Below are 21,817 nucleotides of genomic sequence, written 5' to 3' on the forward strand. Positions count from 1 at the left end.
CCTTTCCGCAGGTCCCGAGGCGACACGCGCCGACATACAACGAGTAGCGTTGGACCCATGGCTCCGACCTCCACACCGACGACCCCCTTCGGGCGGGTCCTGACCGCAATGGTCACGCCGTTCACCGCGGACGGCGCGCTCGACCTCGACGGCGCGCAGCGACTGGCCGCCCACCTGGTCGACGCAGGCAATGACGGCCTGGTCGTCAACGGCACCACCGGCGAGTCGCCGACCACCAGCAACGTGGAGAAAGGCCAGCTCGTACGGGCCGTCCTGGAAGCCGTGGGGGACCGCGCCTTCGTCATCGCCGGAGTCGGGACCAACGACACCCGGCACAGCGTCGAGCTCGCCCGCCAGGCCGAGCAGGCCGGCGCGCACGGCCTGCTCACCGTGACGCCGTACTACAGCAAGCCCTCCCAGGAGGGGCTGTACCAGAACTTCACGGTCATCGCCGACGCCACCGGCCTCCCGGTGATGCTCTACGACATCCCCGGCCGCAGCGGCGTCCCGATCGACACCGAGACCCTCGTCCGGCTGGCAGAGCACCCCCGCATCGTCGCCAACAAGGACGCCAAGGGCGACCTCGGTGCCGCGAGCTGGGCCATCGCCCGCAGCGGACTCGCCTGGTACTCCGGCGACGACATGCTCAACCTGCCGCTGCTCTCCATCGGCGCGGTCGGCTTCGTCTCCGTCGTCGGCCACGTGGTCACCCCGGAGCTGCGCGCCCTGCTCCAGGCCCACCTGGGCGGGGACATCGCCAAGGCCGCCGAGATCCACCAGCGCCTGCTGCCGATCTACACGGGCATGTTCAGGACACAGGGCGTCATGACCACCAAGGCCGCCCTCGAACTGCTGGGACTGCCCGCGGGGCCGCTGCGGCTGCCTCTCGTGGAACTGTCCGCACCCGAGACGGAGCAGCTGAAGAAGGATCTCGCCGCCGGCGGGGTACACCTGTAGTCACAGACTTCCGCAGCCCCGGGCTCGCGGGTCGCAGACTTCACCACCACAGACTTCACAACTGAATACGCACGCATACGCACTACGCGTACGCACGACACCTACGCATCACGCGTACGCACCACGTACACGCAAACCGACAGCACAACGAAATGTCACGCGCGCCGGCGATCCACCGGACCCCGGCGCGCGTGGTGAGGAGAAACTTTGAGCCACCCGCACCCCGAGCTCGGCCTGCCCCGCGCGCTGCCCGAAGGCGGTCTGCGCATCACACCGCTCGGCGGCCTCGGTGAGATCGGCCGCAACATGACGGTCTTCGAATTCAACGGGAAGCTGCTGATCGTCGACTGCGGCGTGCTCTTCCCCGAGGACGAGCAGCCCGGCATCGACCTGATCCTGCCCGACTTCTCGTCGATCAGGGACCGCCTCGACGACATCGTCGGCATCGTGCTGACGCACGGCCACGAGGACCACATCGGCGCCGTCCCGTTCCTGCTCCGCGAGCGGGACGACATCCCGCTCATCGGCTCGAGGCTGACGCTCGCGTTCATCGAGGCGAAGCTCCAGGAACACCGCATCCGGCCGTACATCCTCGAAGTGGCCGAAGGCCAGCGCGAGCGCATCGGCCCCTTCGACTGCGAGTTCATCGCGGTCAACCACTCCATCCCGGACGCCCTCGCGGTCGCCATCCGCACCCCCGCGGGCATGGTCGTGCACACCGGCGACTTCAAGATGGACCAGCTGCCGCTCGACGGCCGGCTGACCGACCTGCACGCCTTCGCGCGGCTGGCGGACGAGGGCATCGACCTGCTGCTCTCCGACTCCACCAACGCGGAGGTCCCCGGCTTCATCCCGCCGGAGCGCGACATCTCGCAGGCGCTGGAGCAGGTCTTCGCCAAGGCGGAGAAGCGAATCATCCTGGCGAGCTTCGCCAGCCACATCCACCGCATCCAGCAGGTGCTGGACTGTGCGCAGCAGCGTGGCCGCAAGGTCGCCTTCGTGGGCCGTTCCATGGTCCGCAACATGGGCATCGCCCGTGACCTCGGCTACCTCAAGGTGCCGCAGGGCCTGATCGTGGACGTCAAGCAGCTCGACGACCTGCCGGACAACAAGGTCGTCCTGGTGTGCACGGGCTCGCAGGGCGAGCCGATGGCCGCCCTGTCCCGGATGGCCAACCGCGACCACCAGATCCGGATCGTCGAGGGCGACACCGTCGTCCTGGCCTCGTCGCTCATCCCGGGCAACGAGACCGCGATCTACCGGGTCATCAACGGTCTGACCCGCTGGGGCGCCAACGTCGTCCACAAGGGCAACGCCAAGGTGCACGTCTCGGGCCACGCCTCGGCGGGCGAGCTGCTGTACTTCTACAACATCTGCAAGCCGAAGAACCTGATGCCGGTCCACGGCGAATGGCGCCACCTGCGCGCCAACGCCGAGCTGGGCCAGCTCACCGGTGTCCCCAAGAGCCGCTGCGTCATCGCGGAGGACGGCGTGGTCGTCGACCTCATCGACGGCGTCGCCAAGATCGCGGGCAAGGTGCAGGCCGGCTATGTGTACGTCGACGGCCTGTCGGTCGGCGACGTCACCGAGTCGTCCCTCAAGGACCGCCGCATCCTCGGCGAAGAGGGCATCGTCTCCGTGACCGTGGTCATGGACAGCAACACGGGCAAGCTCGTGGGCGGGCCGTACATCCATGCCCGGGGCTCCGGGATCGACGACGAGGCGTTCTCGGCGGTCATCCCGAAGATCGAGGAAGCGATGGCCAGGTCGGCCTCCGACGGCGTCGTGGAGGTACGGCAGTTGCAGCAGCTCATCCGCCGTGCGATCGGCAAGTGGGTGTCCGACACCTACCGCCGCCGGCCGATGATCCTGCCGGTCGTCGTCGAGGTCTGAGCACGGGCCTGACGCCGACCTGATGCACAGTCACCGGGGCGGGGCAACCGATTTGCATCCGGGTGCCCCGCTCCAGTACGTTGTCACAACCGCCTCGACGAGTGCTGCGGAAACGTTTGTTTCCAGAGCGAAGTTGAATTGGCTGGTAAATCCGGCGAAAAGCTTCTGCTAAAGTCGGGTGCAGCGGGAAAGCCGAAAGGCAGAAACGCTGGAGCAACACAAAGCAAGAACTGCAGGACTCCCGCTGACTGGGAATCGGACACGAAAGCGTCTGATAGAGTCGGAAACACGAAGGGAAGCCCGGAGGGCGCCGGAGACGGCACCAAAGGAAGCGTCCGTTCCTTGAGAACTCAACAGCGTGCCAAAAGTCAACGCCAGACTTAAAACACCCCGGGCGGAACCCATACGGGTTTCGTTTGGTGGTTCCTTTGAAAAAGTCCTTTCGCCCTCCGGTCCTTCGGGACGGGAACTGGCGGGAGGCGAATAACATAGCGAGGACGCTGTGCACCACGGGCCTTATTCCGGCCGGTGGTGCCGCTCTTGCGTGGAGACATTCACGGAGAGTTTGATCCTGGCTCAGGACGAACGCTGGCGGCGTGCTTAACACATGCAAGTCGAACGATGAAGCCTTCGGGTGGATTAGTGGCGAACGGGTGAGTAACACGTGGGCAATCTGCCCTTCACTCTGGGACAAGCCCTGGAAACGGGGTCTAATACCGGATAACACTTACCTCCTCCTGGGGGTGGGTTAAAAGCTCCGGCGGTGAAGGATGAGCCCGCGGCCTATCAGCTTGTTGGTGGGGTAATGGCCTACCAAGGCGACGACGGGTAGCCGGCCTGAGAGGGCGACCGGCCACACTGGGACTGAGACACGGCCCAGACTCCTACGGGAGGCAGCAGTGGGGAATATTGCACAATGGGCGAAAGCCTGATGCAGCGACGCCGCGTGAGGGATGACGGCCTTCGGGTTGTAAACCTCTTTCAGCAGGGAAGAAGCGCAAGTGACGGTACCTGCAGAAGAAGCACCGGCTAACTACGTGCCAGCAGCCGCGGTAATACGTAGGGTGCGAGCGTTGTCCGGAATTATTGGGCGTAAAGAGCTCGTAGGCGGTCTGTCACGTCGGATGTGAAAGCCCGGGGCTTAACCCCGGGTCTGCATTCGATACGGGCAGACTAGAGTGTGGTAGGGGAGATCGGAATTCCTGGTGTAGCGGTGAAATGCGCAGATATCAGGAGGAACACCGGTGGCGAAGGCGGATCTCTGGGCCATTACTGACGCTGAGGAGCGAAAGCGTGGGGAGCGAACAGGATTAGATACCCTGGTAGTCCACGCCGTAAACGTTGGGAACTAGGTGTTGGCGACATTCCACGTCGTCGGTGCCGCAGCTAACGCATTAAGTTCCCCGCCTGGGGAGTACGGCCGCAAGGCTAAAACTCAAAGGAATTGACGGGGGCCCGCACAAGCAGCGGAGCATGTGGCTTAATTCGACGCAACGCGAAGAACCTTACCAAGGCTTGACATACACCGGAAAGCCGTAGAGATACGGCCCCCCTTGTGGTCGGTGTACAGGTGGTGCATGGCTGTCGTCAGCTCGTGTCGTGAGATGTTGGGTTAAGTCCCGCAACGAGCGCAACCCCTGTTCTGTGTTGCCAGCATGCCCTTCGGGGTGATGGGGACTCACAGGAGACCGCCGGGGTCAACTCGGAGGAAGGTGGGGACGACGTCAAGTCATCATGCCCCTTATGTCTTGGGCTGCACACGTGCTACAATGGTCGGTACAATGAGCTGCGATACCGCAAGGTGGAGCGAATCTCAAAAAGCCGGCCTCAGTTCGGATTGGGGTCTGCAACTCGACCCCATGAAGTCGGAGTTGCTAGTAATCGCAGATCAGCATTGCTGCGGTGAATACGTTCCCGGGCCTTGTACACACCGCCCGTCACGTCACGAAAGTCGGTAACACCCGAAGCCGATGGCCCAACCCGCAAGGGAGGGAGTCGTCGAAGGTGGGACTGGCGATTGGGACGAAGTCGTAACAAGGTAGCCGTACCGGAAGGTGCGGCTGGATCACCTCCTTTCTAAGGAGCATTCTGGCTGCGATAGCAGTCCAGGGCCATTACGCCGGCACATGTCCGGCGGTGGTTGCTCATGGGTGGAACGTTGACTATTCGGCACGGTTTGGTTGTTCATGTAAGTACTGCTTCGGCGTGGAAAACATGAGGGATTGGGCTGTACCGGGCACGCTGTTGGGTCCTGAGGGAACGAAAGTCCCCTCTCGACGCCGGCCTCACCAAACTTCGCTTTCGGGCGTGGGGGTGTGGGGGAGGGTTCGTTGCTTGAGAACTACATAGTGGACGCGAGCATCTGTAAGGCAAGTTTTTAAGGGCGCACGGTGGATGCCTTGGCACCAGGAACCGATGAAGGACGCGAGAGGCCGCGATAGGCCCCGGGGAGCTGTCAACTGAGCTGTGATCCGGGGGTGTCCGAATGGGGAAACCCGGCAGTCGTCATGGGCTGTCACCCATACCTGAACACATAGGGTATGTGGAGGGAACGCGGGGAAGTGAAACATCTCAGTACCCGCAGGAAGAGAAAACAACCGTGATTCCGGGAGTAGTGGCGAGCGAAACCGGATGAGGCCAAACCGTATGCGTGTGATACCCGGCAGGGGTTGCGCATGCGGGGTTGTGGGATCGTACTTCAGCAGTCTGCCGACTGTTGGGCGAGTCAGAAACCGTATGGATAGGCGAAGGACATGCGAAAGGTCCGGCGTAGAGGGTAAGACCCCCGTAGCTGAAATCTGTACGGCTTGCTTGTACGACACCCAAGTAGCACGGGGCCCGAGAAATCCCGTGTGAATCTGGCGGGACCACCCGCTAAGCCTAAATATTCCCTGGTGACCGATAGCGGATAGTACCGTGAGGGAATGGTGAAAAGTACCGCGGGAGCGGAGTGAAATAGTACCTGAAACCGTGTGCCTACAAGCCGTGGGAGCGTCGGATCACATGCTTGCATGTGATCTCGTGACTGCGTGCCTTTTGAAGAATGAGCCTGCGAGTTTGCGGTGTGTGGCGAGGTTAACCCGTGTGGGGTAGCCGTAGCGAAAGCGAGTCCGAATAGGGCGGTTGAGTCGCGCGCCCAAGACCCGAAGCGGAGTGATCTAGCCATGGGCAGGTTGAAGCGGAGGTAAGACTTCGTGGAGGACCGAACCCACCAGGGTTGAAAACCTGGGGGATGACCTGTGGTTAGGGGTGAAAGGCCAATCAAACTCCGTGATAGCTGGTTCTCCCCGAAATGCATTTAGGTGCAGCGTCGCGTGTTTCTTGCCGGAGGTAGAGCACTGGATAGGCGATGGGCCCTACCGGGTTACTGACCTTAGCCAAACTCCGAATGCCGGTAAGTGAGAGCGCGGCAGTGAGACTGTGGGGGATAAGCTCCATGGTCGAGAGGGAAACAGCCCAGAGCATCGACTAAGGCCCCTAAGCGTACGCTAAGTGGGAAAGGATGTGGAGTCGCAGAGACAACCAGGAGGTTGGCTTAGAAGCAGCCATCCTTGAAAGAGTGCGTAATAGCTCACTGGTCAAGTGATTCCGCGCCGACAATGTAGCGGGGCTCAAGCGTACCGCCGAAGTCGTGTCATTCCCGTGTGAAGCCCTAACGGGTGCGGGGATGGGTAGGGGAGCGTCGTGTGCCGGGTGAAGCGGCGGCGGAAGCCAGTCGTGGACGGTACACGAGTGAGAATGCAGGCATGAGTAGCGATACACACGTGGGAAACGTGTGCGCCGATTGACTAAGGGTTCCTGGGTCAAGCTGATCTGCCCAGGGTAAGTCGGGACCTAAGGCGAGGCCGACAGGCGTAGTCGATGGACAACCGGTTGATATTCCGGTACCCGCTTTGAAACGCCCAGTATCGAACCCTCTGATGCTAAGGCCGTGAAGCCGTCCTGGAGCCTTCGGGCAAAGGGGAGTGGTGGAGCCGCCGGTCCAAGGTGGTAGTAGGTAAGCGATGGGGTGACGCAGGAAGGTAGTCCAGCCCGGGCGGTGGTTGTCCCGGGGTAAGGGTGTAGGGCGTGTGATAGGCAAATCCGTCACACATGAAGTCTGAGACCTGATGCCGAGCCGATTGTGGTGAAGTGGATGATCCTATGCTGTCGAGAAAAGCCTCTAGCGAGTTTCATGGCGGCCCGTACCCTAAACCGACTCAGGTGGTCAGGTAGAGAATACCGAGGCGTTCGGGTGAACTATGGTTAAGGAACTCGGCAAAATGCCCCCGTAACTTCGGGAGAAGGGGGGCCACAACTGGTGAGGGAACTTGCTTCCTGAGCTGGGGGTGGCCGCAGAGACCAGCGAGAAGCGACTGTTTACTAAAAACACAGGTCCGTGCGAAGCCGTAAGGCGATGTATACGGACTGACGCCTGCCCGGTGCTGGAACGTTAAGGGGACCGGTTAGTCACATTTCGGTGTGGCGAAGCTGAGAACTTAAGCGCCAGTAAACGGCGGTGGTAACTATAACCATCCTAAGGTAGCGAAATTCCTTGTCGGGTAAGTTCCGACCTGCACGAATGGCGTAACGACTTCTCGACTGTCTCAACCATAGGCCCGGTGAAATTGCACTACGAGTAAAGATGCTCGTTTCGCGCAGCAGGACGGAAAGACCCCGGGACCTTTACTATAGCTTGATATTGGTGTTCGGTTCGGCTTGTGTAGGATATGGTGGGAGACTGTGAAGTCATGGCGCCAGCCATGGTGGAGTCGTCGTTGAAATACCACTCTGGTCGTGCTGGATGTCTAACCTCGGTCCGTGATCCGGATCAGGGACAGTGTCTGGTGGGTAGTTTAACTGGGGCGGTTGCCTCCTAAAGAGTAACGGAGGCGCCCAAAGGTTCCCTCAGCCTGGTTGGCAATCAGGTGTTGAGTGTAAGTGCACAAGGGAGCTTGACTGTGAGACTGACGGGTCGAGCAGGGACGAAAGTCGGGACTAGTGATCCGGCGGTGGCTTGTGGAAGCGCCGTCGCTCAACGGATAAAAGGTACCCCGGGGATAACAGGCTGATCTTCCCCAAGAGTCCATATCGACGGGATGGTTTGGCACCTCGATGTCGGCTCGTCGCATCCTGGGGCTGGAGTCGGTCCCAAGGGTTGGGCTGTTCGCCCATTAAAGCGGTACGCGAGCTGGGTTTAGAACGTCGTGAGACAGTTCGGTCCCTATCCGCTGCGCGCGTAGGAATATTGAGAAGGGCTGTCCCTAGTACGAGAGGACCGGGACGGACGAACCTCTGGTGTGCCAGTTGTCCTGCCAAGGGCATGGCTGGTTGGCTACGTTCGGAAAGGATAACCGCTGAAAGCATCTAAGCGGGAAGCCTGCTTCGAGATGAGTATTCCCACCCCCTTTGAGGGGTTAAGGCTCCCAGTAGACGACTGGGTTGATAGGCCAGATGTGGAAGCCCGGTAACGGGTGGAGCTGACTGGTACTAATAGGCCGAGGGCTTGTCTAACTATTTTTGCTTCGCGTCCACTGTGTAGTTCTGAAGTAACGAACCGTGCTGATACCCGGTTGGTTAACTTCATAGTGTTTCGGTGGTCATAGCGTTAGGGAAACGCCCGGTTACATTCCGAACCCGGAAGCTAAGCCTTTCAGCGCCGATGGTACTGCAGGGGGGACCCTGTGGGAGAGTAGGACGCCGCCGAACAATCTTTAAGCCCCAACCCCCGAGCTTCGGCTCGGGGGTTGAGGCTTTTTTATTGCCTGTCACCCCCTGTTCATGTCTCGGCGGGAACCTTGGCACCTCGACTGTTGGAGGTAGGGACGTGCGTCAGCTGATGATGGACAGGCAGCCCCTGCGAGCTCTCGGTATCGGTTCCGGCGACGAGGTGATCGTGCCGTCCTTCGCGCCGGAGTCGTCCGCGGCGGCCGTGGTGATGGTGGGCGCGACACCGGTGTTCGCCGATATCGACCCGCGAACGTACTGCCTCGACCCGGCCTCCGTGGAAGCCGCGCTCACCCCCAGGACCTCGGCCGTCCTGGCGGTGCACCAGTTCGGCCACCCGGCACCCATGCGGGAGCTGGGCGAACTGGCGGCGCGGCAGGGGATAGCCCTGGTCGAGGAGGAGCAGCCGGCGGAGGACGTGGGAGAGGTCGCCAGGCGCCGCGCGCACGCGCGCTTCCTCGACTCGGCGCTGACCGGTGTCGTCGTGCCGTACGTCGAGCCGGGCGCGCACCATGTCTACCACCACTACACGGTGCGGATCCCGGGCAACGGCCGTCCCGACCGGGACGCCTTCGTCAGGGCGCTGTCACGGCGCGGGGTGCGGGCGACCGTGAGCGTCCCGACGCCCGTTCACCGGCTCGCGGCGCACCGGTCGCGCGAGGTGCTGCCGGAGACCGAACTGGCCGCCGCGCAGGCGCTGTCGCTGCCGGTGCACTCAGGGCTCACCCAGCGGGAGTTGGCGCATATCGCCGATGCCTGCAACGCCCTCGGTGGCCTGCTCTGATCCGGTCCGGGGGCCGGCCGGAACGGGTTACCGAGCACGGTCGTTCATGGGTTAAGATTTTCCTTGTCGACACCGAGCCCCTATAGCTCAGTCGGTAGAGCGTCTCCATGGTAAGGAGAAGGTCTGCGGTTCGATTCCGCATGGGGGCCCAGCAGAGAAGGACCCCTCGCCTGACGGCGGGGGGTCCTTTTGCTGTTCCGGCCCCCGGTGCCGGTGGCACCGGGGGCTTCTGCCGCCCCGTCAGTTCTCGGGCAGGGCGGGGACCCGCATCGCGAGGATGGCCATGTCGTCGGAGGGCGCGTCGGAGGCGAAGCGCTCCACGGCTCGCAGAATGCGGGCGGCGACCGCGCCCGCGGTGAGGCCGGTGCAGGTGGCGAGGACGTCGGCGAGGCCGTCGTCGCCGAGCATGCGGGAGCCCTCGCGGCGTTCGGTGACACCGTCGGTGACACAGAGCATGACGTCGCCCGGGTCCAGGGTGATGGTCTGTTCGACCAGCTCCAGGTCCTCCAGAACGCCGAGGAGCGGCTGCGGGTCGGCGGCGGGCACCACGGTGCCGTCCGGGCGCAGCCGCAGTGGCAGCGGGTGGCCGGCGCAGACGACCTTGAGGATGGCGCTGCCGTCGGGCTGGGGCCACAACTCCCCGTAGAGCAGGGTCAGGAACCGGCTCCGGGCGCCCTCGTCCAGGATGGCGGCGTTGAGCCGTTCCAGGACGGCGGGGCCGCCGTAGCCCTCGCGGGCGAGGAGCCGGATCGCGTGCCGGGCCAGGCCGGTGACGGCCGCGGCCTCCGGACCCGTTCCGCAGACGTCGCCGATGGCGAAGCCCCAGCAGCCGTCGCGGATCGGGAAGAGGTCGTAGAAGTCGCCGCCGACCTCGTTGCCCTCGCCCGCCGCCCGGTAGATGACCTCGACCTCGACACCCGGGATGGGAGGCAGCCCCGGCGGCAGCAGGCTGCGCTGGAGGGCTTGGCTGATGGCCGTGCGCTCGCTGTACAGGCGGGCGTTGTCCAGGGCGAGGGCGGCACGTCGGGAGAGGTCCTCGGCGAGTTCGAGGATCTCCTGGCGGAAGCGCTCGTCCGCGGGCTTGCCGAGGGTGAGCATGCCGATGACGCGGTTGCGGGCGACGAGCGGCAGGACCACGGTCTCGCCGCCGACCGCGGCGGCGGTCGCCAGCGCGGTGCCGGGTCCGGTCGCGGGCCGGCCGGCCTCGCCGAGGCCGAGGCTCCGCAGGGAGGCGCGCAGCGCCGTGGAGTGGGCGGCGTCGGAGGGCGCACTCCAGATACGTGCGCCGGGCGTAGGCTCCGGCGCAGGGGGATTGAGCTTCGCCAGCAGGGCCTTGATGCCGTCGATCCGGTCCTCGTCCTCGTGCAGCACGAAGGCGAGTTCGGGTTCCGACTGCTCGGCGATGGTGTAGACGGCGCACCAACTGGCCAGCGTGGGGACGGTCATCTGGGCCATGAGGGCGAGCGTCTGGTCCCGTTCCAGAGTGCCGGCGAGCAGGTCCGAGGCTTCGACGAGGAAGGACAGCGAGCCGCGGCGCAGCCGTTCCAGCTCCGTGAGCCGGGCGCTCTCGACGGCCAGCGCGATGCGGTCGGCGGCGAACTGCAGCCGCAGCGCCTGCTCGTTGGAGTAGCGGCCGGGGGCCTCGGCGGCGACGCCGAGCGAGCCGGTGAGCCTGCCCTCGACCTTCAGCGGCACGGTGACGATGGAGCGCATGCCGGTGCCGGCGAGCAGCGGGACGGCGCCGGGGACGGCGTTGAGATCCTCGTGGACGGCGGGCATCCTGGCGCTGCCGTAGCGGCCGGTGCCGGCCTCGACGGGGACGCGCGCGAAGCGCTGGCGGGCGGAGGGCAGGCCGGTGGAGGCACGTACCTCCAGCTCCGTCTCGTCGTCGGTGGCGAGCAGCAGGTAGGCGGCGTCGCCGTCGAGCATGTCACGGGCGCGCTCCACGGTGCGCTGCAGGAGCCCGTCGAGGTCGTCGGGGGCCGGAGAGCCGATGAACACCTCGAAGGCGTCCGCGGCCTTCCCACGGTCCCCGGACGCGGCGTCCGAGCTGACGGGTCCACGGGCGGGGCTCTGCAGGACGGCCCGCTCGTCCGCGCGGACCAGCAGGCAGACCGTGGAGGGCTCGCCTGTGCTGTCGCGGACCCGCAGGTGGGAGCCGTAGACGGGCTGTACGCGGCCGTCCGCTCCGCGTATGCCGTAGGTGCCCTCCCAGCGGGAGAGGAGCAGCGCCTCGGCGAGGCCGATGCCGGTGCCGGGGGTCTGCGGCCAGGCGGTGAGCTCGGTGAGGGGCTTTCCGATCATTTGGTCGGAGGTGTGGCCGAAGAGATCGGTGGCGTCGTCGTTCCAGCGGGTGACGATGGCGTTGCGGTCGACCTGGATCACGGCGACGCGGACCCGCTCGTCGGTGAGCGGGAGGGCGGCGGTCGGCAGCGCGGGGCTCGCGGCGCGGGTGCCCGCGGAGCGTTCCGGCAGGTCGAGCTGGAACCATACGTGCTTGGCGGCGGGGGTGTACTCCACGCCCCAGCGGCTGGCGAGTGCCGAGCACAGGACGAGCCCTCGCCCCCCTTCGCTGTCGGGGCTGCGGAGCTGCAGTCCGGCGTCATGGAGGGGGACCTCGCGCTCGGGGTAGTGGTCCGCGACCTCGACCCGGACCGCATTGTCATAGCGCAGGCACTGCACGTCGGCGGAGGTACCCGCATGGACTACCGCGTTGGTGACGAGTTCGCTGGTCAGAACGACAGCGTCGTCGACGATGTCGGAGAAGCCCCAGCCCTGGAGGGTGTCGCGGACGAAGGCGCGCGCGACGGCGACCGATCGCCCCACCGGCTGGAAGGTGGCCGCTGCCCGCGCCGTGATCACAGAACTCCTCGTGCGCCCCTTGGCGCTGTCGTCGGTCTCGCTTTCGATTCTTTGCGCCGTCACCGGCGGCCCCCGTGAGGTGTAGGCCCGGTCTGTGGCGGGCAACCGGATGCCAGGTTACTTACCTCCGCTGATGGCGCGTGCGCTGGTTCCGGGTGTTTCTGCCCCCGATCGTGCGTCTGGTCATATGCGAAGCTGCCGAACTGTTATGGCCAGGTGCGGGCATGGTGAAACACTGGGCATGTCTAAGAGGCAGTTCACGAGCAGTTTGGTCGACCCTCCGGGAGGGACACGGTGGAGTCCAGCGCATCGACGCGCGGTGCAGTTTCGCGTGGAAAGAACGCGCGATCCCGCGCCAACGGGACCATCGAGGTGGATTCGGCTGCCTTGTACAGACTTTTGGCGGCGTTGGCGTCCATGAGGGACGGCAACTTCCGCAAGCGGTTGACGGTGTCCGGAGACGGGCTCATGGCAGAGGTCTCCGCCGTCTTCAACGAGGTCGCGGACCGCAATCAGCACCTGACGGGCGAGCTGGCGCGGGTGCGCCGGGTCGTCGGCCGTGAGGGAAAACTCACCGAGCGACTGGAGACGGGTGCCTGCGAGGGCTCCTGGGCCGCCGCGATCGACGCGTCGAACGCGCTGGTCGACGACCTGGTCCGGCCGGTCTCCGAGGTCGGCAGGGTGCTGTCGGCGGTCGCGGAGGGTGATCTGGAACAGCGGATGGACCTGCGGTCGCAGGGCGCGGACGGTTCCGCGCATCCGCTGCGCGGTGAGTTCCTGAAGGTCGGCCGGACGGTCAACGGCCTGGTGGACCAGTTGTCGGCGTTCACCGACGAGGTCACCCGGGTGGCCAGCGAGGTCGGTACCGAGGGCAAGCTCGGCGGCCAGGCCAAGGTGCGCGGTATGTCCGGTTCGTGGAAGGACCTGACGGACTCCGTCAACACGATGGCGTCCCGGCTCACCGCCCAGGTGCGTGACATCGCTCTCGTGACGACGGCGGTCGCCAAGGGTGATCTGTCCCGGAAGGTCACGGTTCACGTGGCCGGCGAGATGTTGGAGCTGAAGAACACCGTCAACACGATGGTGGACCAGCTGTCGTCGTTCGCCTCCGAGGTGACCCGGGTCGCCCGCGAGGTCGGTACGGAGGGCGAGCTCGGCGGTCAGGCACAGGTGCCGGACGTCGCCGGGGTGTGGAAGGACCTGACGGATTCCGTCAACCTCATGGCCGGGAACCTGACGGCCCAGGTGCGGGACATCGCGCAGGTGACGGCGGCGGTCGCCAACGGCGACCTGTCGCAGAAGATCACCATCGGGGCGCGCGGCGAGGTCGCGCAGCTCGCGGAGACGATCAACGCGATGACCGAGACGCTGCGGACGTTCGCGGACGAGGTGACGCGGGTCGCGGGCGAGGTCGGCGCCGAGGGGCTGCTGGGCGGTCAGGCGCAGGTGCCGGGCGCGGCGGGCACGTGGAAGGACCTCACCGACTCGGTGAACACCGCCTTCCGCAACCTGACCGCGCAGGTGCGGGACATCGCGCAGGTGACGACGGCGGTCGCCAACGGCGACCTGTCGCAGAAGGTCACGGTGGACGTCTCCGGCGAGATGCTGGAGCTGAAGAACACCGTGAACACGATGGTGGACCAGTTGTCCTCCTTCGGCGCGGAAGTGACCCGGGTGGCGCGCGAGGTCGGCGTCGAGGGCGAGCTGGGCGGTCAGGCGCAGGTGCCGGGCGCGGCGGGCACGTGGAAGGACCTCACCGACTCGGTGAACACCGCCTTCCGCAACCTGACGGGCCAGGTGCGCAACATCGCGCAGGTGACGACGGCGGTCGCCAACGGCGACCTGTCGCAGAAGGTCACGGTGGACGTCTCCGGCGAGATGCTGGAGCTCAAGAACACCGTGAACCGCATGGTCGACCAGCTGTCGTCCTTCGCGGCCCAGGTGACCCGGATGGCGCGGGACGTGGGTACGGAGGGCCGGCTCGGCGGCCAGGCGCGGGTGGACGGCGTCGCCGGCACCTGGAAGGACCTGACGGACTCCGTCAACTTCATGGCGGGCAACCTGACGTCCCAGGTGCGGCAGATCGCCCAGGTGACGACGGCGGTGGCGCGCGGTGACCTGTCGCAGAAGATCGACGTGGATGCCCGGGGCGAGATCCTCGAACTGAAGAACACCATCAACACGATGGTCGACCAGCTGTCCTCGTTCGCCGACCAGGTGACCCGCGTCGCACGTGACGTGGGGACCGAGGGGCGCCTGGGCGGCCAGGCGCAGGTGCCGGGCGTCGCCGGGGTGTGGCGCGATCTGACCGACTCGGTGAACGGCATGGCGGGGAACCTGACCGCCCAGGTCCGCAACATCGCGCAGGTCGCGACAGCGGTGGCGCGCGGTGACCTGTCGCAGAAGATCGACGTGGACGCCCGGGGCGAGATCCTCGAGCTGAAGAACACCTTGAACACGATGGTCGACCAGCTGTCGTCCTTCGCGGAGCAGGTGACCCGGGTGGCCCGTGAGGTGGGCACCGAGGGGATCCTGGGCGGCCAGGCCGAGGTCAAGGGGGTGAGCGGCACGTGGAAGGACCTCACGCAGTCCGTCAACTTCATGGCCAACAACCTGACGAGCCAGGTTCGCAACATCGCCGAGGTGACGACGGCGGTCGCCAGCGGCGACCTGTCGAAGAAGATCACCGTCGATGCCAAGGGCGAGATCCTCGCCCTGGTCACCACCGTCAACACGATGGTCGACACGCTGTCGGCGTTCGGTGACGAGGTCACCCGCGTCGCCCGCGAGGTGGGCACCGAGGGGCAGCTGGGCGGCCAGGCCCGGGTGCGGGACGTGTCGGGCATCTGGAAGGACCTGACCGACAACGTCAACCTGATGGCCAACAACCTGACCAATCAGGTGCGTTCGATCGCCGCGGTCGCCACCGCGGTCGCCAACGGCGACCTCACCAAGAAGATCACCGTCGAGGCGCGCGGCGAGGTCGCGCAGCTCGCAGAAACGATCAACACGATGGTCGACACGCTGTCGGCGTTCGGTGACGAGGTCACCCGCGTCGCCCGCGAGGTCGGCACCGAGGGCATCCTCGGCGGTCAGGCCCGCGTACCCGGCGTCGCCGGCACGTGGAAGGACCTCACCGAGTCGGTGAACGGCATGGCGTCCAACCTGACCGGCCAGGTCCGCAACATCGCCATGGTGACGACCGCGGTCGCCCGCGGCGACCTGTCCAAGAAGATCGACGTGGACGCGCGCGGCGAGATCCTGGAGCTGAAGACGACCATCAACACGATGGTCGGCCAGCTCTCCGCCTTCGGTGACGAGGTCACCCGGGTGGCGCGCGAGGTGGGCACCGAGGGGCGGCTGGGCGGCCAGGCCCGGGTGCCGGACGTCTCCGGCATCTGGAAGGACCTCACCGAATCGGTGAACCTGATGGCCAACAACCTGACCAGTCAGGTCCGCAACATCGCGCAGGTGGCCACCGCGGTGACCCGCGGCGATCTCAACCTGCGCATCGACGTGGACGCCGCCGGCGAGATCCTGGAACTCCAGGACTACATCAACACGATGATCGTGCGCCTGCGGGAGACCACGCTCGCCAACAAGGAGCAGGACTGGCTCAAGGGCAACCTGGCCCGGATCTCCGGCCTGATGCAGGGCCGCCGGGAACTGAACGACGTGGCCGCGCTGATCATGAGCGAGCTGACGCCGGTGGTGTCGGCCCAGCACGGGGCGTTCTTCCTCGCGGAGGAGATCGGCGACGGCACCGAACTCGGTGCGCGGGAGGACGACGAGGACGCGTACGAGCTGCGGCTCGTCGGGTCGTACGGCTTCTCCAAGCGCTCCATGCCGACCACCTTCCTGCCGGGTGAGGCCCTGATCGGGCAAGCCGCGGTGGAGAAGCGATCGATTCTGGTCGAGAACGTGCCGCCGGGCTACCTCAAGATCGTGTCCGGGCTCGGTGAGGCGCCCCCGGCGCACGTCATCGTCCTTCCGGTGCTCTTCGAGGACCGGATCCTGGGGGTGATCGAGCTGGCCGCGTTCCAGCCGTTCACCCAGATCCAGAAGGACTTCCTCAGCCAGATCACCGACATCATCGCGATCAGCGTCAACACGATCAGCGTCAACACCAAGACCGAGGGGCTGCTGGAGCAGTCCCAGGAGCTGACCGAGCAGCTCAAGGAGCGCTCGGGCGAGCTGGAGAACCGGCAGAAGGCGCTGCAGCTGTCCAACGCCGAGCTGGAGGAGAAGGCCGAGCTGCTGGCCCGGCAGAACCGCGACATCGAGGTGAAGAACACCGAGATCGAGGAGGCCCGGCAGGTCCTGGAGGAGCGCGCCGAGCAGCTCGCGGTCTCGATGGCGCTACAAGTCCGAATTCCTGGCCAACATGTCGCACGAGCTGCGCACCCCGCTCAACTCGTTGCTGATCCTGGCCAAGCTGCTCGCCGACAACGCCGACGGGAACCTGTCGTCCAAGCAGGTCGAGTTCTCCGAGACGATCCACGGCGCGGGCTCGGACCTGCTGCAGCTCATCAACGACATCCTGGACCTGTCGAAGGTCGAGGCGGGCAAGATGGACGTCAGCCCGACCCGTATCGCCCTGGTGCAGCTCGTCGACTACGTCGAGGCGACGTTCCGTCCGCTGACGGCCGAGAAGGGCCTGGACTTCTCGGTCCGGGTCTCGCCGGAACTCCCCGTCACGCTGCACACGGACGAGCAGCGGCTGCTGCAGGTGCTGCGCAACCTCCTGTCCAACGCGGTCAAGTTCACCGACAGCGGCTCCGTGGAGCTGGTCATCCGGCCGGCGGGTCCCGAGGTCCCGCCGGCGATCCGGGAGCAGCTGCTGGAGTCCGGGGCGCTGCGTGACGCGGACCAGCCGCTGATCGCGTTCTCCGTCACCGATACCGGGATCGGGATCGCCGCGAGCAAGATGCGGGTGATCTTCGAGGCGTTCAAGCAGGCCGACGGAACCACCAGCCGCAAGTACGGCGGCACGGGCCTGGGCCTGTCCATCAGCCGCGAGATCGCGCGGCTGCTCGGCGGCGAGATCCACGCCGACAGCCAGCCCGGCCGCGGTTCGACGTTCACCCTGTACCTGCCGCTCAGCAGTGGTGAACTGCCGCCGCACGGCTACCCGCAGCTGCCAGGGAGCGAGGCGCTCGGCGAGTCCGAGTACCACGCGCCCCACCGCAACCGCCTCGCGGGCAGCAGCCTGTCACGGCTGCGCCGCCGCTCGGCGCCTCCGCAGCAGCAGCCGCAGTCGTTCGCGGGACAGCCCGCTCCGGCGCCGGTGGAGGAGTCGTGGGTGGACGCCGGGAACACCGAGGGGTACGCGCGCTTCACGGGCGGGTTCCACGGCGAAAGAAGGTGCTCATCGTCGACGACGACATCCGCAATGTCTTCGCGCTGACCAGCGTGCTGGAGCAGCACGGGCTGACGGTGCTCTATGCGGAGAACGGCCGGGAGGGGATCGAGGTCCTGGAGCAGCACGACGACGTCGCGATCGTCCTGATGGACATCATGATGCCGGAGATGGACGGCTATGCGACGACGACGGCGATCCGCAGGATGCCGCAGTTCGCCGGACTGCCGATCCTGGCGTTGACGGCGAAGGCGATGAAGGGCGACCGGGAAAAGAGCATCGAGTCCGGAGCGTCGGACTACGTCACCAAGCCGGTCGATACCGATCACCTGCTGACACTCATGGAACAGTGGATGAGCGCCCGCGGAACACCCCGTTGAGATGTGGACTGTTGACGGGGTGTGTCCATTCAGGTGTGAGGGGGCGGGATTCAGGGAACCTTCTGGTCTCCGCTAGCGTTTCTGCTTCGTGCACAGTGACATGGCGGTGACAGGGTGTGGCGAACGACAGGTGCGGCTACCATGACCGGCACAAGGATGGGCGGCGCAAGGGAGTCGTCCCCGGGGGCGGCCACCAGCGGGGCGCCGGGACGAGGAGGGCGGGCCATGGTGCAGAAGGCCAAGATCCTTCTTGTCGACGACCGGCCGGAGAATCTGCTGGCGCTGGAGGCGATCCTTTCGGCGCTGGACCAGACGCTGGTGCGGGCGGCATCCGGGGAAGAGGCGCTGAAGGCGCTGCTCACGGATGACTTCGCGGTGATCCTGCTCGATGTGCAGATGCCGGGCATGGACGGGTTCGAGACCGCCGCCCACATCAAACGGCGCGAGCGGACGCGTGACATCCCGATCATCTTCCTGACGGCGATCAACCACGGTCCGCACCACACCTTCCGCGGTTACGCGGCCGGTGCGGTGGACTACATCTCCAAGCCGTTCGACCCGTGGGTGCTGCGCGCCAAGGTGTCGGTCTTCGTCGAGCTCTACATGAAGAACTGCCAGCTCCGCGAGCAGGCGGCGCTGCTGCGGCTCCAGCTGGAGCAGGGCGTGTCGGTGGGTGCCAACGGGGCGAAGGAGCCCGCCGGGCTGCTCGCCGAACTCTCCGCGCGGCTGGCCGCCGTGGAGGAACAGGCCGAGGCGCTGTCGAAGCAGCTCGACGAGTCGGCGGACGCGGCGGCGGTGGCGACCGCGGCGCACCTGGAGCGCAAGCTGACCGGTCTGCGGCGGGCGTTGGACGCGCTGGAGCCCGGCACCGGCGACGGCGGCGTCAGGTATCCCCCGCAGGACTGAACGCGGCCCCCGCCGTTGACGCTGCGTCACCCTTGGCCCACCCGAGGCGCGACACGGACGGGGGTATCGGACGCACGCGTGTTCAGCCCCGCCTTCGGAGGTAATCTCGGCACCATGGCCTCACGTACGCCCGGCGGCACTGCCAAGAACGCTCCGGCGAAGCCTGCGGCCAAGAAGACCGCGGCGAAGAAGACCGCAGCGAGAAGACCTCCTGCCAAGAAGGCCGCGGCTCCCCGTGCGGCGCGGGGGGCCGCGGCCAAGCCCGCTCCCCGCCCGGCCCCGCCGCCCCCCGGCCTCTACCGGATGGTGCGCGCCCTGTGGCTCGGCGTCGCCCACGGCATCGGCGCGGTGTTCCGCGGCATAGGGCGCGGAGCGCGCGGCCTCGACCCCGCGCACCGCAAGGACGGCGTGGCGCTGCTGCTGCTCGGTCTGACGCTGGTCGTGGCCGCGGGCACCTGGTCGGATCTGCGGGGCCCGGTCGGCGATCTCGTGGAGATGCTCGTCACCGGCGCGTTCGGCCGGCTCGACCTGCTGGTGCCGATACTGATCGGCGTCGTCGCGGTCCGGCTGATGCGGCACCCGGAGCAGCCGGAGGCCAACGGGCGGATCGTCATCGGGCTGTCCACCCTCGTCCTCGGCGCCCTCGGCCTGGTCCACGTGGCCTGCGGTTCGCCGAGCCGGGACATGGGAGCCGACGCGCTGCGCGACGCGGGCGGCCTGATCGGCTGGGTGGCCGCGTCGCCGCTGCTCTACACGGTGGGCTCGGCGCTCGCCGTCCCGCTGCTGCTGCTCGTCACCGTCTTCGGGCTGCTGGTCGTGACGGCCACCCCGGTCAACGCGATTCCGCAGCGGCTGCGGCTGCTCGCCACCAAACTCGGCCTGTACGAACCCCCGGAGGGCCTGGACGACCTGGACGCGGTTCCGATGGAGGAGCTGCTCGAGGAGGACCCGGAGGAGGAGTACCCGCGCCGCAGGTCCCCGCTGCGCTTCACCCGGCACGACCAGGGCATGGACGAACTGGCGTCGATGGGGGAGTTCGGCGGTGAGGAGGCCGACGAGCCGCGCCCGCGCCGTCGTCCGCGGCGCAGGGCCGAGGACCAGGCTGCCGGCTCCGGTCCGGACGCGGTGGACGTGGCGGCCGCCGCGGCCGCCGCGCTGGACGGCGCCGTGATGCACGGCGTGCAGCCGTCGCCGCTCCTCGCCGACCTCAGCAACAGCGTCAAGACGGGTACCGGGGCCACCGGATCCGGTGTCCCCGCGGCCCGCGCCGAGGACGCCTCCGAGCCGTCGGGCGGCGTCCCGGACCTGACGAAGAAGATCGTCGATCCGGTGGACCCGCTGCCGCCGCGCGCCGAGCAGCTCCAGCTGTCCGGCGACATCACGTACTCCCTGCCCTCGCTCGACCTGCTGGAGCGCGGCGGGCCAGGCCGTACCCGCAGCGCGGCGAACGACGCGGTGGTCGCCTCGCTGCAGCAGGTCTTCACCGAGTTCAAGGTCGACGCGACGGTCACCGGCTTCACCCGCGGCCCGACGGTCACCCGCTACGAGATCGAGCTGGGCTCCGCGGTCAAGGTCGAGCGGATCACGGCGCTGGCCAAGAACATCGCGTACTCCGTCGCCAGCCCGGACGTCCGGATCATCAGCCCGATCCCCGGCAAGTCCGCGGTCGGCATCGAGATCCCCAACAGCGACCGCGAGATGGTCAACGTGGGCGACGTGCTGCGCTCCGCCGCGGCGGCCGGCGAGGACCACCCGATGACGGTGGCGCTCGGCAAGGACGTCGAGGGCGGGTACGTCATGGCGAACCTGGCCAAGATGCCGCACATCCTGGTCGCGGGCGCGACCGGGTCGGGAAAGTCGTCCTGCATCAACGGCCTCATCACCTCGATCATGTGCCGGGCCACCCCGGACGAGGTCCGGATGGTGCTGGTGGACCCCAAGCGCGTCGAGCTGACCGCGTACGAGGGCATCCCGCACCTGATCACGCCGATCATCACCAACCCGAAGCGGGCCGCCGAGGCCCTGCAGTGGGTGGTCCGCGAGATGGACCTGCGCTACGACGACCTGGCGGCCTTCGGCTTCCGGCACATCGACGACTTCAACGCGGCGGTGCGCTCCGGCAAGACCAGGTCGCTGCCGGGCAGTGAGCGCGAGCTGTCGCCGTACCCTTACCTGCTGGTGATCGTGGACGAGCTGGCCGACCTGATGATGGTCGCCCCGCGTGACGTGGAGGACTCGATCGTCCGCATCACGCAGCTGGCCCGCGCCGCCGGCATCCACCTCGTGCTGGCCACCCAGCGCCCCAGCGTCGACGTCGTCACCGGTCTGATCAAGGCGAACGTGCCGTCTCGCCTCGCGTTCTCCACCTCCTCGCTCGCCGACAGCCGGGTGATCCTGGACCAGAACGGCGCCGAGAAGCTGATCGGCAGGGGCGACGGGCTCTTCCTCCCCATGGGCGCGAACAAGCCGACCCGTATGCAGGGCGCCTATGTCACCGAGGAGGAGATCGAGAAGGTCGTCGAGCACTGCAAGGCGCAGCTGACGCCGACCTACCGGACGGACGTGGCGGTCGACACAGCGCCCAAGCGGGAGGTCGACGAGGAGATCGGGGATGATCTCGACCTGCTGTGCCAGGCCGCTGAGCTGGTCGTCTCCACCCAGTTCGGCTCGACCTCGATGCTGCAGCGGAAGCTGCGTGTGGGATTCGCCAAGGCGGGCAGGCTGATGGACCTGATGGAATCGCGCGGAATCGTCGGGCCGAGTGAAGGTTCGAAGGCGCGGGATGTCATGGTCAAAGCAGACGAACTGGATGGGGTGCTGGCCGTCATCCGCGGTGATGCTCACTCGTAAGAGCACGCGGGGCAACCGTTTCTCCTGTTCGTGCGTCAAGTTGATGCAGGAGGACGACAAATGGCCGACTGTCAGGCTCACGCGCGGCGGTCCGGTAAAAGACGCCCCTGCAATCCTGAT

The 21,817-nt window shown here is 66.5% G+C and carries 6 protein-coding genes, 1 tRNA gene, 3 rRNA genes and 1 pseudogene; 10 read left to right on the plus strand and 1 reads right to left on the minus strand.

Features of this window, described 5'->3' with window-relative positions:
- Positions 1–57 precede the first annotated feature (57 nt).
- The 7 genes from dapA to M2266_RS26270 all read left to right on the plus strand — a co-directional run bounded on the left by dapA (position 58) and on the right by M2266_RS26270 (position 9,489).
- A complete protein-coding gene (gene dapA, locus M2266_RS26240) occupies positions 58–957 on the plus strand; it encodes a 4-hydroxy-tetrahydrodipicolinate synthase (protein ID WP_277440399.1) in 900 nt (299 codons plus the stop codon).
- Between the two features lie 207 nt (positions 958–1,164).
- Positions 1,165–2,850, plus strand: a complete 1,686-nt coding sequence (locus M2266_RS26245; protein ID WP_277440400.1) for a ribonuclease J — start codon at positions 1,165–1,167, stop codon at positions 2,848–2,850.
- A gap of 553 nt (positions 2,851–3,403) precedes the next feature.
- A 16S ribosomal RNA gene (locus M2266_RS26250) occupies positions 3,404–4,926 on the plus strand.
- A gap of 291 nt (positions 4,927–5,217) precedes the next feature.
- Positions 5,218–8,343: ribosomal RNA gene (locus tag M2266_RS26255) — 23S ribosomal RNA — on the plus strand.
- Positions 8,344–8,421: 78 nt separating this feature from the next.
- Positions 8,422–8,538: ribosomal RNA gene (rrf, locus tag M2266_RS26260) — 5S ribosomal RNA — on the plus strand.
- The 16S, 23S and 5S rRNA genes sit together here, the layout of an rRNA operon.
- A 133-nt stretch (positions 8,539–8,671) precedes the next feature.
- The gene (locus M2266_RS26265) at positions 8,672–9,340 is read left to right on the plus strand and encodes a DegT/DnrJ/EryC1/StrS family aminotransferase (RefSeq protein WP_277441359.1); all 669 of its coding nucleotides are present in this window, start codon (positions 8,672–8,674) and stop codon (positions 9,338–9,340) included.
- Positions 9,341–9,416: 76 nt separating this feature from the next.
- Positions 9,417–9,489, plus strand: a tRNA-Thr gene (locus M2266_RS26270).
- 91 nt (positions 9,490–9,580) lie between these two features.
- On the opposite strand, the gene M2266_RS26275 is transcribed toward M2266_RS26270, so the two are convergent.
- The gene (locus M2266_RS26275; protein WP_277441360.1) at positions 9,581–12,202 is read right to left on the minus strand and encodes a SpoIIE family protein phosphatase; all 2,622 of its coding nucleotides are present in this window, start codon (positions 12,200–12,202) and stop codon (positions 9,581–9,583) included.
- 294 nt (positions 12,203–12,496) lie between these two features.
- Between M2266_RS26275 and M2266_RS26280 the strand changes: the two are divergent.
- From M2266_RS26280 to M2266_RS26290, 3 genes and pseudogenes are all read left to right on the plus strand, one after another.
- Positions 12,497–17,941 (plus strand): annotated as a pseudogene (locus M2266_RS26280) (HAMP domain-containing protein).
- Positions 17,942–18,166: 225 nt separating this feature from the next.
- Positions 18,167–18,847 (plus strand): response regulator, encoded by a 681-nt coding sequence (locus tag M2266_RS26285; RefSeq protein ID WP_277440401.1) that lies wholly within the window; start codon positions 18,167–18,169, stop codon positions 18,845–18,847.
- Positions 18,848–18,961: 114 nt separating this feature from the next.
- The gene (locus tag M2266_RS26290; RefSeq protein WP_277440402.1) at positions 18,962–21,697 is read left to right on the plus strand and encodes a DNA translocase FtsK; all 2,736 of its coding nucleotides are present in this window, start codon (positions 18,962–18,964) and stop codon (positions 21,695–21,697) included.
- Positions 21,698–21,817: the final 120 nt, after the last annotated feature.

This window comes from Streptomyces sp. SPB162, assembly GCF_029504575.1.
Taxonomy (GTDB): Bacteria; Actinomycetota; Actinomycetes; order Streptomycetales; family Streptomycetaceae; genus Actinacidiphila.